The sequence below is a fragment of the Chelativorans multitrophicus genome (assembly GCF_011317445.1).
Classification (GTDB): domain Bacteria; phylum Pseudomonadota; class Alphaproteobacteria; order Rhizobiales; family Rhizobiaceae; genus Chelativorans; species Chelativorans multitrophicus.
On record NZ_JAAAPL010000003.1, the window covers coordinates 102,670 to 118,114 of the forward strand.

General features: G+C 59.6%; 13 protein-coding genes. 2 read left to right on the top strand and 11 right to left on the bottom strand.

Annotation, left to right across the window (positions count from 1 at the left end):
• The first annotated feature begins 29 nt into the window (after positions 1-29).
• Positions 30-953 (top strand): 2-hydroxyacid dehydrogenase, encoded by a 924-nt coding sequence (locus GNP00_RS14970; protein WP_011583062.1) that lies wholly within the window; start codon positions 30-32, stop codon positions 951-953.
• A gap of 85 nt (positions 954-1,038) precedes the next feature.
• Here GNP00_RS14970 and GNP00_RS14975 read toward each other — a convergent pair whose 3' ends face one another.
• Both GNP00_RS14975 and GNP00_RS14980 read right to left on the bottom strand, forming a co-directional pair.
• Positions 1,039-1,809: an enoyl-CoA hydratase/isomerase family protein gene (locus tag GNP00_RS14975; RefSeq protein WP_166016136.1), complete on the bottom strand. Its 771-nt coding sequence runs from the start codon at positions 1,807-1,809 to the stop codon at positions 1,039-1,041.
• Between the two features lie 92 nt (positions 1,810-1,901).
• Entirely contained in the window at positions 1,902-3,935 is a 2,034-nt protein-coding gene (locus GNP00_RS14980) for a 3-hydroxyacyl-CoA dehydrogenase NAD-binding domain-containing protein (protein ID WP_011583060.1), read from the bottom strand.
• A 202-nt stretch (positions 3,936-4,137) separates the two neighbouring features.
• Here GNP00_RS14980 and GNP00_RS14985 point away from each other — a divergent pair, with 202 nt between their 5' ends.
• Positions 4,138-5,355 (top strand): CoA transferase, encoded by a 1,218-nt coding sequence (locus GNP00_RS14985; protein ID WP_011583059.1) that lies wholly within the window; start codon positions 4,138-4,140, stop codon positions 5,353-5,355.
• Between the two features lie 22 nt (positions 5,356-5,377).
• Here the strand turns inward: GNP00_RS14985 and GNP00_RS14990 are convergent, their stop codons facing one another.
• From GNP00_RS14990 to GNP00_RS15030, 9 genes are all read right to left on the bottom strand, one after another.
• Positions 5,378-5,881: a hypothetical protein gene (locus GNP00_RS14990; RefSeq protein WP_011583058.1), complete on the bottom strand. Its 504-nt coding sequence runs from the start codon at positions 5,879-5,881 to the stop codon at positions 5,378-5,380.
• Complete coding sequence (locus tag GNP00_RS14995; protein WP_011583057.1) at positions 5,878-6,843, bottom strand: substrate-binding domain-containing protein; 966 nt, start codon at positions 6,841-6,843, stop codon at positions 5,878-5,880. The genes GNP00_RS14990 and GNP00_RS14995 overlap by 4 nt, the downstream gene beginning before the upstream one ends.
• The gene (locus GNP00_RS15000; protein ID WP_011583056.1) at positions 6,840-7,712 is read right to left on the bottom strand and encodes a sulfurtransferase; all 873 of its coding nucleotides are present in this window, start codon (positions 7,710-7,712) and stop codon (positions 6,840-6,842) included. Before GNP00_RS15000 ends, GNP00_RS14995 begins: the two co-directional genes overlap by 4 nt.
• A 26-nt stretch (positions 7,713-7,738) precedes the next feature.
• Complete coding sequence (locus tag GNP00_RS15005; protein WP_011583055.1) at positions 7,739-8,545, bottom strand: ABC transporter permease; 807 nt, start codon at positions 8,543-8,545, stop codon at positions 7,739-7,741.
• Positions 8,546-9,445: an ABC transporter permease gene (locus GNP00_RS15010; protein ID WP_166016137.1), complete on the bottom strand. Its 900-nt coding sequence runs from the start codon at positions 9,443-9,445 to the stop codon at positions 8,546-8,548. It lies immediately after the preceding gene.
• 7 nt (positions 9,446-9,452) lie between these two features.
• Positions 9,453-10,490 carry an extracellular solute-binding protein gene (locus tag GNP00_RS15015; RefSeq protein ID WP_011583053.1) on the bottom strand — a complete coding sequence of 346 codons (1,038 nt, stop codon included), beginning with the start codon at positions 10,488-10,490 and terminating at the stop codon, positions 9,453-9,455.
• A 79-nt stretch (positions 10,491-10,569) separates the two neighbouring features.
• The gene (locus GNP00_RS15020) at positions 10,570-11,592 is read right to left on the bottom strand and encodes an ABC transporter ATP-binding protein (protein ID WP_157038240.1); all 1,023 of its coding nucleotides are present in this window, start codon (positions 11,590-11,592) and stop codon (positions 10,570-10,572) included.
• Between the two features lie 215 nt (positions 11,593-11,807).
• Positions 11,808-14,132, bottom strand: a complete 2,325-nt coding sequence (locus GNP00_RS15025) for a molybdopterin-dependent oxidoreductase (protein WP_011583051.1) — start codon at positions 14,130-14,132, stop codon at positions 11,808-11,810.
• A 106-nt stretch (positions 14,133-14,238) separates the two neighbouring features.
• The gene (locus tag GNP00_RS15030; protein WP_049764962.1) at positions 14,239-15,177 is read right to left on the bottom strand and encodes a LysR family transcriptional regulator; all 939 of its coding nucleotides are present in this window, start codon (positions 15,175-15,177) and stop codon (positions 14,239-14,241) included.
• Between the last annotated feature and the right edge of the window lie 268 nt (positions 15,178-15,445).

Here is a 15,445-nt window from a genome sequence, read left to right on the forward strand (position 1 = left end):
CAGCAACATAGCTTTCCAGGAGGGTACAAATGGATGACGAGATTGTCATTCTTCAGGCTACGAGTCTTCCCGCACCCACAGTCAACACGTTGCGCGAGCACTTTTCAGTTCTAGAACTGCCTTCCCAAGGGGCAGAGCGCGATCGACTTATCGAGGCCAATCGGGACAGGATTCGCGGTATCGCCACACTCGGGGCCGGCCCCGTGGACGCCGCCCTCATCGGCCGCCTGCCGGCGCTTGAAATTATCGCATGTTTCAGCGCCGGCATGGACGGCATAGATCTTGAGGCCGCCAAGGCCCGAAACATCGCCGTGACGAATACGTCCCCAGTGCTGGCCGATGACGTGGCTGATCTTGCGGTGGTGATGCTCTTCTCGCTCCTGCGCGGCATAAGCAGGGCAGAACGCTATGCGCGCGCCGGCTTGTGGCCCGACGGCAATCTGCCTTTGGCTCGCACCGTACGCGGGTGCCGCGTTGGCATCATAGGTCTTGGCCATATCGGCAAGGCGGTGGCGCGCCGCCTCGAATGCAGCGGCGCCGAGATCGCCTATAATGGCCCGCGGCGGAAACCGGACAGCGCCTACACCTATTTCCCTAGTCTGATCGAACTCGCCAATTGGTCCGATGCGCTTATCGTCTGCTGCCCCGGAGGCGAGGAAACCAGGAATTTGGTGGGCTCAGCGATATTGGAAGCGCTCGGCCCGGAAGGATGGCTGGTGAATGTGGCGCGCGGCAGCGTCGTCGACGAAGCCGCCCTTGTGAAGGCGGTGGTGTCTGGTCGCATTGCTGGCGCGGCACTGGACGTGTTTGCGAAGGAACCGCACGTCCCCGCGGAGCTTCGCGACAAGGAGAACGTGATAGTGCTTCCGCACATAGGGAGCGCAACCAGAGAGACGCGCGATGCCATGGGCCTGTCTATGATCGCTTCGTTGCGGTCGCATTTCCGCCATTAGGCCGGCAGCGATGCTCTGGGGATTCTGCGGTCCGCGGCCTTCATGACTAACGGAGACCGCAACACCGTGGCAGGGGCAAGTCCAATCAGCGGCCCTTGAAAATTGGCTGACGCTTCTCAATGAATGCGCGTTGCGCTTCATTCGCGTCCTCGCTTTTTGCCAGATCGGACGTGATCGACTGCTCATATCTATAAGCCTCGCGTACAGGCATCGTTTCGATTACAGCCAAAGCTGCCTTGATCCGACTGACCGCGAGCGGGCTCTTCGAAGCAATGCTCCGTGCTACCCGTCTCACCTCGCGCCACATCTCATCGGCAGGCAAGGCGGCCTCGATTACGCCGAGGCGGTAAAGCTCAGAAGCTGGATAGCGATCGCCCGTCAAATACATCGCATTTGTGCGTGACTTGCTGAAATGCTCGGATATGAACTTAACGCCCCCGGCAAGGCCCACATTGATTTCCGGCATGACAAAGTAACTGTCCTCAGTGGCATACATGATGTCGCAGGCCAGCATCAGGGCGAACCCGGCTCCGAATGCCGGGCCGTTTACGGCCGCGATCACCGGTTTCGCGCAATCACGAACGGAATAAAAGAACTCCCGCGTCAAGCGATTATGGGCAGTGTACTCGCCCTCCGAGCCTTCAAAGGACTGCCGCTCCTTAAGGTCGGCACCTGCAGAAAAGTACTTGCCGGCGGCAGTCAGGATCACCACGCGGACATCGTCGCGATCCCCCAATGAATCGAAGGTTTCGATAAGCTCCCGGCGCAGCTCGCGATTCTGCGCATTGACCGGCGGCCGGTCGATCGTCACCGTCGCCATGAAATCTTCTATCTTGACGCTGTGGGTCGCAGGCATAATCATCTCCGATCGTTCGGCCTCCTCTTGGCGACCGGTTCTTCCCAGTTCTCACCCCATTGGCACAAAGCGGCTTCGCAAGATGCGGGTGCTCAGGTAAGCGCCGCGATGAGGGACTCAACATCGCCGCGGGTGAAGCCGTAACCGTTCGCATGAGCGACAAGATCAATCATGAGAGTGCGCTCGTCCGACGACAATCGTGATGCCTGCCAAAGGGGACCGCCACGCTCGCGCGCGAAACCGTAGCCGTTCACCAGAACGACATCGATGTCCGACGCGGCGGCGGCGGTGCCGTCCTCGAAGGCGCGCGCGGCCTCGTTTAGGATCGCTCCCATGGCACGCTGCCGGATGGTTTCGGCATCGGGAGCAGCTATGCCGGCGCGGGCGTTTGTGCGGACCAGCCTCTCCACCTCAGGATCGGGTTGGCCGTCAGGACAATCAGTGCTGTAGGCGTACCATCCAGCGCCGGATTTTCGCCCGAGCCTGCCCATTTCGTAGAGCGTGTCCGGCAGCGCGAAATAGCGCTCTCGCGGATCACGCGTTGCATCCCGACTGCGGCGGAGCGCCCAACCGATATCGAGGCCCGAAAGGTCGCCCACCTGGAAAGGACCCATACGGAAGCCCTGTTTCCGCAGTTCGGCGTCGACATCCCAAGGCATTGCGCCCTCCTCGACGAGAAGCTCGCATTCTCTCCTATATGCGGCATAAATCCGATTTCCGAGAAACCCGTTGCAGGGGCCAGCGCGCACCGCGACCTTGCCCATGTCGCGCACCAACTGCGTAGCAACGGTGAGCGTATGAGACGAGGTCTCCGGCAGCGGCACCACCTCTACAAGGGTCATCACCGGAACCGGGGCAAAGAAATGCAGGCCTAGAAAGCGATCGGGACGGCCACTGGCGCGCGCGAGTTCGGCAATATCCAGGTAGGAAGTATTGGATACCACCATTGCGCCGGGTGAAAGGCGCGCGTGGAGGTCCGAGAGAACAGCCGACTTGACCTCAAAGCTTTCCACTACGGCCTCGATCACCACCTCGCAGTTTTCGACCGCGGAAAGCTCCTTCGAGGCAACCAGACGTGCCAGCGCAGCGTCAGGGGCCTCCTTCAGCTTACCGCCTCTTTCAAGACGGGCGAGCCCAGATTTCACCGCAGCGCTGGCACGGGTAAGCGCAAGATCGTCCTTATCGATGAGCACGACGGATTTCCCGGCTGCGAGAAGGCTCACTGCCAATCCCACCCCCATGGTGCCAGCGCCAATGACACCGAGACGCGTAACGCGTTTTTCTTTGTCGAACCTGGGCAGCGCGCGCGCGGCGGTGCGCTCTGCGAAGAACAGATAGCGTAACGCAGCCGATTGCTCACTTTTGCGCAGTGCCTGGAAAACAGATCGTTCCTCGGCCAAGGCCTCAGCCGTGCTGCCTATGCCCGCTCTCGTGATTAACGCGATTGCTTCAACGACCGCGCGGCTTTCTCGCGCCTTGGCAAGGGCTGCCCGCGCCGCAGCCTCGATCACCTCGGCAGACTCCTTGGGGACAGCGGCGTCGTCGAGGCGCCGCTTGCCCGGGAGCGACAAGGCAAAGTCGCAGGCTGCAGAAATGAGATCGTCTTCCGCGATCCGATCTACCATGCTTTTTGCCAGCGCCTCATTCGCGGGTACACGGATCGCTCCACAGATCAGGCGGATCGCCTCGGCTCGCCCGGTGAGGCGCGGAAGACGCTGGGTTCCCCCCGCACCCGGGATGATACCCAATGCAACCTCCGGCAAGCCGACCACCGCGTCGGGTGCTGCGATACGGCCATCGCAGGCAAGCGCCAGTTCATAACCGCCGCCGAGCGCTGCGCCTTCGATGGCCGCCACCACGGGAATGGGGCAATTGCCGATTGCGCTGAATACTTCTGGCCATTCGGGAGGTGAAAGCGGGCCCTCAAACTCCCGCAGATCGGATCCGGCTACAAAGTTTCCGTTCGCGCCCTGGATGACCACGGCCTCGGCGTTGCTCGCGCCGGCCTCGCCTATCGCCTTTAGCACGCCCGCACGTACAGGCTGCGATCCGGCGTTGACTGGAGGATTGTCGATCAGGACGTGGAGAACCCTCCCGCGCAGTTCCCATACCACCGGCCCGTCCATAACGAATCTCCCGTCGAAACGGCCGGTAGTCTAGTCCTAGGACAGCGTGTGGATGTTTAAAGAATCGGAAAACCAGCCTTACCTGGATCCGGTGGGCTGTCCGGCTTTGCCTGATCCGCAAAGGAATTATACCCACTCAACCAATATCGGCGCCTTCCATAAGAATGCTAGCTCGGCAGGAAAAAGCAGGAGAAGGAGCGCTATGCAGAATCTTCTGGACGGAATACGGGTTCTGGATTTCACGCGCGTATTCGCGGGTCCAGCGGCAACTCAGGTTCTGGGCGATCTCGGCGCCGATGTGGTCAAGATAGAGCCCCCGGCGGGCGATGAAGCTCGCTATTACGGGGTATCGGCGGAACAATTGGCCGAGTTGGGCATGAGCCCGTCGTTTATAGCACTCAACCGCAACAAGCGCTCTATATCGCTCGATATGCGCAACCCGCAGGGAAAGGCTCTGGCTAAGCGGCTGGCGTTGAGCTCCGATGTAATCGTCAGCAATTTTCGCCCCGGCGTGATGGAACGCCTGGGGCTCGGTTATGATGAGCTATCATCCGAGAACCCACGACTGATCCAGGCAGAATTCACGGCCTACGGGCGCACGGGCGACCTCTCCGAGGTTGGCGCCAACGATCTGGCATTACAAGCATATAGCGGGCTAATCTCGGTCACGGGAGAGCCAGGGCGGCCGCCGGTCCGCTGCGGAACTGCCGTCATCGACATGCACGGGAGTCTTGCGCTCGTCGCCGGAATCCTTGCGGCGATCTTGCACAGATGGAAAACCGGGCGCGGGCAGCGTGTCGACAGCTCTCTGCTGATGAGCGCCGCCCACCTGCTGGGCCATTTCTACACCGAGTATTGGATGACGGGAATCGAGCGGAAGCCAATGGGCACCGCCAACCATTTGACGGTGCCCAACCAGGCGTTTCCAGCGCTCGATGGCGAAGTGGTCATCATCGCTTCCACGGACGAGCAGTGGCGGCGATGCGCGCATGCTCTCGATGCAGCGACGCTGGACGTGCCGGAGTTTGCAAGAGTTTTCGACCGCCAGCAGAACCGTGAGGCTTTGGTCGAGGCGTTATCGGCCGTCACGCGGAAGCTAACCACTACCGAATTGGTCCGCCGACTTGGTAAGGAGAAGGTCGTCGTGGCAAAGGTGAACTCGGTTGGCGAAGCAGCTTCATCGCCACAGCTCGCCGCGATCGGCGGACGCGTCATCTTGGAGCAGCAAGGAAAGCATGTGCCGACCGTCGCATCGCCATTTCACATGAGCGAATTTGATCTGAGGCACGCCCGCCCCGCTCCGGCGTTAGGTCAAGATACCCATGCAATCCTGGCAGACTATGGCTTGGATCCTGTCGAGATCGGACGCATAGTGATGTCCGGAGCGCTGGGCGAGACCGCATCAACCGGCACGGACTGAGTTGGAGGTGCGACCCCTACCGCTATTTCCATCTGTCGTAGAAACCCGGCCGCGAAGTCGCGCGGTCGACTTCGGGATTGGGTGCCAACCGGTCCGTCCCCCGCACCGCTGCCAGCGACGCAGCGGCAGTAACACAATCCAGCAATGGGAACAGAGAAACAAACACCGGCCCCTCGCCGTTGCTTTGGCATAAAGCACCGGCCAATATGCCGTCGAGCGCCAGCATCTCGCCCATATGCCTGTCGACGTAGAATTGCCTGAACGCATCCTCTCGCCCCGCGAGCGGATTGGCCATCACTACAAAAAGCCCCTGTGCGCGGGCGAGGCTATCACCGAAATCCCCGCCCCTGGTAGCCAGCACTGAAAGCAACAGGCGGGAGCCACCCGCAGGCTCCTTCGCATCAAGAACGATAGCAGCCGACGGTAGACCGTCGTCAAAGCGCTTGGTCGAGGGGGTGAGAACCCCCCGGAAAACACCGTCAGCGATAGGAACTTCCGGAAAAAGGTCGATTGTGAGGGAAATCATTCCATATCCCCGGTGTGCAAGAACACCTCGTCTGCCCTCAAGCGACGAGAGGTGAGACCTTGTGCATGTGCGTAGTCGAGGAATGCCTCTATCCCCAAACGAGCCTCAGCCTGGCCACAGGGCCAAATCGATGGTCCAAGCAGGGTCTCGGCTTCTTCTATTACGCGCGGCAGGAAGGGTATCGACGCCGTAAGACAAGCCGTTTCGCGCAAGCGTGCAATGGCGATGTCGCGCGCCTGCCTGAAGGCATGAACGAGCTCTCGCGCCAGCTTTGGATCGGCGCTGGCGCGACTTGTACGTAATATCAGGAGATGAAGCAGCGGTGCCGATCCCGTCTGCGCCATCCAATCCCGCTCGGCAACCGGCACATCTGTGATCAGACGACGCATCTGCCCCTCTCGAAGCTGCCGCGGCGGAACATATGAGAGGATCGCGTCCAATTCACCACGGTCCACCTTCGCTTCAAGGCTGTCGCCCGGCTCCAGATAAACTACCCTGGCGCCATCTGCGTGGTGACGGCGGATTTCGCCGGCTGGACGCGAGAGCGGACCGATTGTCCAATCAACAGCGGAAAGATCGAGGCCGTACTGGCGTTCCAGCATCGCCTTTATCCAAATTGTGGTGGTACCGAAATATTGCGTTGTGCCGATCCGTGCGCCCTGGAGATCGGCAAGGGTGCGCACCGGGCCACCGGCAACGGCAAAGACGCTGTCGTGGCGAAAGGCGACCGAGGGGAAGATCGGCAAGCCGAGATACCGACTGTCGCCCGAATCGAGCTTTTCAAGAAGTTGGCCGAAAGCGACCTCGGCCAGATCGAGATCCTCCGTTCCCCAGACGGCAGGAGGTATTTTTCTCACGTGCATATAGTCGAGCGAGAGGTCATAGCCGGGTATCGTCACCTCGCGGTCGGCGATCGGCATGACACGATCATAGCGCCCCGTACCGATGCGGAGCATGGTCATTTCGAACCTCCTTCAGCCCGGCTGATTACCTTTGGAGTATCGGGCTGCTGTACCCATTCATTCCATGAACCATCATAGAGCCGCCAATCGCGCCCGAGCTGTTCCAGCATCAGTCCCGGGACCAGCGCCGAGATGCCCGAACCGCAGGTTACGACGACCGAACCGCTCTCGGGCACACCGTGCTCGGCAAAGATGCGGGCAGCGGTTTCTGGACTGACGAATCCGCCGTGTTCGTCGAGAAATCTCCCATAAGGGATGTTTACGGCGCCGGGCATGTGTCCGCCCGGCAGGTCGCCGTGGCTCAATCCTGCTTCGCCAGTAAATCGCGGCGTGTTGCGGGCGTCGACCACGGCTGCGCTTCCCGTGGCTATGATTTCCTTCATTTCATGCAGGGCGACCACGCGTTCCGTTTCAGGAGCCGGAATGTAAGATCTCGGCTCGACCACCGGCGGTTCCCCGGCCTCCAGCGGGTAGTTCTTAAGCGCCCAGGCGTCGTTGCCGCCTTGAAGGATACGCACCCAGGGATGACCCATCACACGAAAGAGGAACCAACCGCGGCCGGAGGTATAGCCGTCGGCGGTGACGACCACGCGGGTATCGCGCGATATTCCAAGCTCCCCCATGGCGGAAGCGAATACCTCCGGCGTCGGCAGCATCGTGGCGTAGGGCGAGGCAGTGTCCGCCACCTTCTCAATGTCGAGAAAGCGGGCGCCGGGAAGGTGCCGGTCGAGGTAGAGTTCCCGCCCCCGCCGAGCGGCATCCTTCAGCGTCCAGGTGCAGTCGACGACAACCAGATCGGGATCGTCCAGGTGCTTCAGCAACCAGTCGGTATTCACCATCAGGTCGATAGCTGTCTTTCGTGCGGCCATTTCGAATTTCCCTAGATAGTTCAGCCTCAGCCAGTGATGCCTCTCAGGCCGTAGAGGCGCTCGATGACGAAAAGCAGCACGACAGCGATGATCAGCTGCACCGTGCTCGCCGCGGCAATCGAGGGATCGAACGAACTCTCGAGGTAACTCAGCATGACCACCGGCAGGGTCGCGGTGGTGGGACTGGAAAAGAAGAGAGAAAGCGAGACGTTGTCGATGGAAATAATGAGGGCGAAGATAGCGCCGGCAAGGATTGCTCCGCGGATCATGGGAAAGGTGACATACCAGAATGTTTGCCAGCCGTTGCAGCCGAGTATCATCGCAGATTCCTCGAAGCCCGGCGTCATGCTGCGGTACTGCCCGCCCACAGTGCGCACGATGTAGGGGATGGATGCCACCACATGGGCGATCAGGAGCGATATGAAGCTGACGCCGAGACCGATACGCGACAGATAGAAGAGCATGGCAAAGCCGAGCACAATGGAAGGAATGGAGAGAGGCGACAGCATGAACGTCATGACCGCATTGGCAAACTTCCCGCGGCTTCGGGAGAGGACCAGCGCGGCAGGCACGCCAAGGAGACAGGCGAAGAATGCCGACAGTACGGCGAGTTTCAACGTTACAACAAAGCTATCGAAATAGGGGCGGTACTCATACAGCCGCTGGAACCATCGCCACGACCAATTCTCGATTGGGAAACTGACGTAGGAATTGGCCGAGAAGGCAACAATCACTACAATCAGGATGGGCGCCAGCATAAAGATCGAAAATGCCAGTGTGTAGAACAGGAGACCGCCATTGATCAGGCGTTCGACAGCGCGATGAGTCAGCATCTACCGCGCCTCCGCTCCTCGCCGCTGGATCAATGATATCTGAAGCCAGAGGCAGATGATTGCTATTGCGAGGAGAACATTTGACATCGCGGCTCCAAAGCCAAAATCGCGGGTCAGGTTAAACTGCTGGTAGATCAGCAGCGGCAAGGTCTGTACCGCGCCGCCACCGAGAATCTGCAACGTCACGAAGCTTCCGTTTACCATCATGAACACGAGGATCATTCCCGTCGCGACGCCGTCGAGGCTGAGCGGAAATGTCACCGTGAGAAAGGTGCGAATGCGGCTGGCGCCAAGTATGCGTGCCGACTCCTCAAGGCGGGGATTTATCGCCTGGATTGCCGGCGCGATGGACAACACCATGAATGGAATCATCACGTGGACGAGCGCGATCGTCACCGGCAGGAGCCCGGCGGACATGCGAATTGGCCGATCAATCAGCCCCATATCCAATAGCACTCCGTTGACGAGGCCCTGCCGCGAGAGCAGGACCAGCCAGCTGAAGCTGCGCATGATGATGGAGGTGAGGAGTGGCGCAATGACAATGAAGACCAGCACGCCGCTCCAGCGACCGGAGTGGCGCACAAGCGTGTAGGACACCGGGTAAGCGATCAGGAGACACAGCACCGTGACGCCAAGGCTGAGAGCCAGCGTTACGGCTATCACCTCAAGGTAATAAACGTCGGTGAAGATCTTAACGTAGTGCTCGCGCCCGGTTTCCGGATCGAAGCTACGGAAGACATTCTCCGCCAGTGGCAGTACGAAGAACACGATCAGGAAAAGGACGATCGGCAGGACGAGGCTGCGAGGCACAAATTGAATGGCACGGCGGCGCGGCCGCCGTACCACCGATATTCCGGCATCAAGTGCGCCGATCAAAGTCGCGCCCTTCCCATCGCCCATCACGCTGTCACGCGCCGATTTCTTTGTTCCAGCGCTCGGTCCATTCGGGGATACGCGCGGAAATCTCGGAGAAAGGAGGCACAGTTAGATCGCGCCAGTCGACGCGGCGGGCCGCGAATTTGTCCGGATAAACCGTTGTCTCGTTGGTCATCCCATAGTTCATCCGGTCCGCAAAGGCAGCCTGTCCCTTCGGGTCGAGCAGTTCGTTGATGAACTGCCAGGCCTCGGGCTTGGCGTTCAGCGGCTTCGCGGCAGCTGTCGGGCCGAGCACCCCACCCTCTTCCGGCGAATAGAAGCCCAGCCAGTCGGCACCGGCATCGACCATCGCCCAGGCCCGGCCGTCAGGGAACAGCGAAATATCGATTTCGCCCGTCTGCATCTGACTTTCGAAATCCGAGAAATTCGCCCAGAAAACGGTATTCTCACGCATTTCCTTCAGCGTTTCGATGACCGGCGTTATGTCGTCAATCTCCCCGCCGAGAAGCTGATTCAAACGCCAGATGACCACGGTAAAAGTAGCGGGATAATTGATCCCAGGAAGGCCTGCCATCCAGTCACCAGCCTTGGTCCGTTCGATAAACTCGATGAAGGTCTTCGGGGGCTCGGCCACTCGTTCCTTGTGGTAAGCGATTCCGTGAAAGCCGTAGTTGAATGCGACCGCGCCGCCAGCATTGGCCTTGACGAAGATCGGATCCACATGTGCCATATTCGGCACCTTCTCAACCGACGGCGCCTCGAAAAGACCCTTCTCCGCAGTGTCGTTCATCAATGCGGAACTTATCAGCACCACGTCGATGGGCGGGTTCTGCGGGCTTGCTTCAACCTGTGAGAGCCATTGTAGGCTGTTGCCCATCAGGAAATCCACCTGAATGCCGGTACGCTCGACGAACGGCTTTACGAAGGCGTTCTGCATCGCCTCGTCAAAGGCGCCGGCATAAGTGGTCGCAGTGATGCGCTTATTCTGTGCTCGCCCTATGGAAGGTACGAAGCTGAGGAGCGTCGCGGCTCCTGCGGATGTCATGACCTGGCGTCTGGAGATTTTCATGCACACTCCCCTTTTGCTTGGACTGGTTTATTCGTTTGGACATCAATGGCTTGCCGGCTGCTTCCGGAAGGCTCCACATTCATGCACGCCCCTCCCGCTCTGCAGGGAACACGAAGGCATCCTCGGGCCGCCAACCGATCCAAACTGAAGTTCCCAGCGAATAGACGCGCGTATCATGGCGGCTGTTCGCCTGCTCCAGAACCTGGACCGGTGCGAGATTGGGGCCGACCTCCACCTCGTAAACATGCGCGGTGCCGCGAAAAACGTGGCCGATAACTGTTCCGGCCACCGCGTTGCCACGGCTGTTTCGCTCTCCCGATATCCACATCTTCTCAGGACGGATGCCAAGGAGTACAGCGCCGTCACGCAGTTCGGGCTGGGCCGCGAGCACCTCAGTACGATCGCCCAAAGCAACTCGTATGGTGTGGCGGTCGGCGACGCCTTCGAAAATATTGGCGGTACCCAGAAACTCGGCGACGACGCGATTTGCGGGACTCTCATAAACCTCAAGCGGCGTGCCGACCTGCAAAACGCGACCGTCGACCATCACCGCAATCCGGTCTGCAAGGGTCAGCGCCTCCTCCTGGTCATGCGTCACCATCACCGTGGTGATGTCCATCGTCCGCTGGATCCGCCGCAATTCGAACTGCATATTCTCACGCAGATTTTTGTCGAGTGCGCCTAAAGGCTCGTCCAGCAACAGGAGTGAAGGCCGCATGATCAGCGAACGGGCAAGCGCCGCCCGCTGCTGCTGGCCGCCGGAGAGCTGCGTCGGGAAGTAGTCGTCGCGACCGCTCAACTGTACGAGTTTCAAGGCTTCGCGTACCCTCTTCGCTATCTCAGCACGCGCAAGGCCGGCAATTTTCAGTCCGAAGCCCACATTCTCGGCCACGGTCATATGGGGGAATAGGCTGTAGTCTTGGAACACCATGCCTAAACCGCGGCGGTTCGGCGGCAGATGCACTACATCTTTGCCGGCGATCAGCACCTTTCCGGTATCTGGCTGCTCGAATCCAGCAATGATCCTCAATGTGGTGGACTTGCCACAGCCTGACGGTCCCAGAAGGGCCATCAGCTCGCCCCTCGGCACCGACAGGTCCATTCTGCTCAATGCCTGGAGATTTCCGAAGGATTTGCTTATCCCGCGAAGCTTTAGGCCGGCACCATCTATATCGGACGCGGTCTCTCTCACTGAAAACCTCTGCGCGATGGGCGTCTAGACTGCGAAACCGGCTGCTTCTGCCGATTGTATCCTAGCTACCACCTTCAAATTATCCCCGGCACCTGCCGGTTCGGGACGGCAGCTTTACAATTTGATTAAAGATCCCCGTCCGGCTGTACGATCTCCGGTGGAGTGTGAGCTCGAATCTCGGGCAAAGGCCCCTCAAAACGCTCTATCTGTATGAGGCAAAGCTGGCCGGTCGACCCCTGCGTAAGGGCCGAAGTTCCAACGTCGCGCGTAACCGTATTCGGATTGCCGTGAACGCAGACGTGTCCAACTCCCTCTATCAACCGTGGATCGAACCAGGCGCCGGTGGCGATCTGGGCAACGCCGGTTATCAAATCATTTGAAAGCCGCGCCCCAGCCAGGAATGCACCGCGAGCGTTGCGCACCAGAACAATATCGCCCTCTGCAATGCCACGTTCCGCAGCGTCCATGGCGTTCAGCGTGATCGGCTCGCGTCCTTTGATTTTCGAGGCGAGGCTGATCCGGCCGAAATCGAGTTGACTGTGCAAACGGGTGGCCGGCTGGTTCGCGATCAATTGTATCGGAAACTGCTTCGCAGCCGGGGCACCAAGCCACTCCTCCGGCTCCAGCCATGCAGGATGTCCGGGGCAATCCTCTTCTCCAAAACCGGCAATGGTCCGCGAAAAGATCTCGAGGCGTCCCGAAGGCGTGGGCAGCGGAGCAGCCACCGGATCAGCGCGGAAGCGCTCGAGCGGGCCGGGATCCTGGAGAACGGGCAGTTCTATCTCGCCACGCTCCACGAACTCCGCAAAATCAGGAGCGTCCAACCCCCGCTCAATCAGCGCAGCGCGGGTTTGATCATAAAGATGCGAAAGCCATTCATCGATGTCGCGGCCCTCGGTGAACTCCAGTTCACGTCCTAGCCGGCGGGCAAGCTCGCTGTAGATTGCGTACTCATCGCGCACCGCCACTGGTGGCTCAACCACTCGACGCATAGCGAACATCCGAGGATCATTTGCGGCAGCGCCAATGTCGTCACGCTCTAGCGTGACGGAAACGGGCAGCACGATGTCGGCCCGGCGCGCGCTGGCTGTCCAATAAGGCTCGTGGACGATGACAGTATCAGGACGCTCGAAGGCCTTCATAAGACGATTGAGGTCCTGATGGTGATGAAACGGATTGCCGCCCGACCAGTAGACGAGGCGAATGTCCGGATAAACGCGAGTTTCCCCACGATAGCGATAGCGCTCACCGGGATTGAGCAGCATGTCGGCGATTCGCGCCACGGGGATAAAGCTATCAGACCCGTTGATACCCTGCGGCAGCGTAGGAAGAGGTACAGCAAGCGGCGGCTTACCGACATTCGCCAGGGAACCAAGGCCGTAGGAGAAGCCACCGCCTGGCAATCCAATCTGGCCGAGCATTGCCGCGAGGGCGAAGGCCGCCCAGACGGGTTGTTCCCCGTGTTCAGCCCGTTGAAGGGACTGGCTCACCGTGACCAGTGTTCGACCCGCCGCCATTTGGCGCGCGAGATCACGGATCGATGAAGCGGCGATACCAGTTTTAGATGCTGCCCAATCAGCATCCAGTGCCGGACCGCCGGCAAGCCCGAGCAGGTAGTGCTCGAAGATATCAAATCCCTCGCAGTGAGAATCCAAAAAAGTGCGATCGAGAAGATCCTCCTCAACCAGCACATGCGCCAGACCAAGCATCAGCGCCACATCGGAAAGCGGGCGAACCGGGAGCCATTCGACGCCGCGATGCGCATCGATGTCGCTCCGCAACGGACTGACCAGCACAATGCGTCCGCCACGCTCCAGCATTCGACGAATGCTGCTGGAAACGGTGTGCTGCGATACGCCGCCCGAACTCACCGCAGCATTCTTCGATGCCATGCCGCCGAAGCAGACCATCAAGTCACAATCGGCCTCCACCCCTGCCCATATGGCGGAACTGCGGTTTGTCCAATCTATGTTGCCGATGATAAAGGGAGCGAGTATCTGCGCGGCACCAGCACTGTAGTTGCCCACCGAGCGCGTGTATCCACCTACAGCTTTGTTGAGAAATCTATGGAGCTGGCTTTGAGCGTGATGGAAGCGGCCAGCACTCGACCAGCCGTAGGAGCCCCCGTAAATCGCGTCAAGGCCGCAGCGATCGCGCACCCTGACCAACTCCGCTGCGATGAGATCAAGCGCCTTATCCCAAGATACTGGCACGAAGGGCTCCCGGCCTCTGTTCGCATCAGGACCAGGCCCCTTCTCTAGCCACCCGCGGCGAACCATCGGTCGGTCGATACGGCAGGCAGGACGGACCGCGTCCGCGACATTCCCGATCAAGATTGAAGGGTCCGGGTCACCCCGCAGGGGCATGACATCCAATACGCCGCCTTGCAACGTCGCGGTGAATGCTCCCCAATGAGAACTTTGGATCAGGCGCCTGTTGGTGGTCGACACCCCTGCGCTCCCTTGCCTCGACCCTTTAGCATGAGAGTAACAGTTGCGGACCAACGGCGTCTTTTTACATTTCGGAAAGGTGCCCTTGCATCAATCACAAGACCGGTCAGGCGGCGTACACATTCAACGGACCGCCCGCGGATTGAGAAAAACAGGATTTCAGATGGTCGATAAATAGCCGTGTCTTAAGCGCTTGATGCCGATCGCGCTGCCAGACGCAGTAAACGCCGTTATCAAAATCATAGCCGATGTGGCTGACCCTATGGTCAGCGAAGAGCCGCACCAGCCGCCCGGCTGCCACGTCCTCGAATACCGACCATTCGGGCAGAAGAGCCAGCCCGAATCCGGCAACCGCTAGAGTTTTCAAGGAAGGGCCATAGTCGGTGGTATAGCGCCCGCTCACGCGGACATCGGACCGCAGCCCATCCTTGTTGATGAAGGACCAAACGGAACTGCCGATGTGCTTGGTATAGACGAGGCAGCTATGCTGGGAAAGATCGGCTGGGGAGGTAATAGTGGGCGCTGCATCCAGGTATTTTGGCGAGGCAACAACGCAACGTTCCGTTTCAGCCAGTTTTGAGACAATGAGGTCCGAGTCGTTGAGCTTACCGAGCCTTATATCGAGATCGACATTGGATTCCGCGAGATTGATTTCCTCATTCGAAAGCATCAGAACGAGATTTATGTCGGGGTACCGCTTTAGGAATTGCGGTACGTAGGGCACGATAAACTGGCTTCCGACGAAGATGCGGCTGTGCACGCGCAAGGTGCCACTGGGCGTCTTGCCCAGTTCGGCAACCCTTGTTTCCGCCGCTGCCAACTGCTCGATAACGCTCGCGGCAGTGGCAAGATATGCTTCACCCGCCTCGGTCAGGGTCAACGACCGGCTTGTGCGATTTAGAAGCCGCGTGCCAAGCCGGTCCTCCAGTGCATTCACGTAACGTGAAACCGATGCGGGAGCCATTCCGAAGTGCCTCCCGGCCGCAGATAGGCTGCCCCTCTGAACTGCTAAGACGAAAAGCTCCATTGATTTGAGGCTGTCCATGGCACGCTCAACTTTGCAGATTCCGAAAACAACATGATCGCATTTGCGTGTGATACGCAAGATAGAAATTTGGTACCTTCTCGGACATGCTGAGTTTTCGAACACATCGATGCGGTGATCCAGACGGAGAACATCCGGCAGGCCAAGCGTTGTCACTTGGCTTCCTGCCGCATGCCGATCGTGGCGCTACGCTGCCCGAAAGGCTTGCAAAAAATTGAGGAAACGAGCTCCATGCGCACTACTGGCCAACCACTGATCCTGGTCGTCT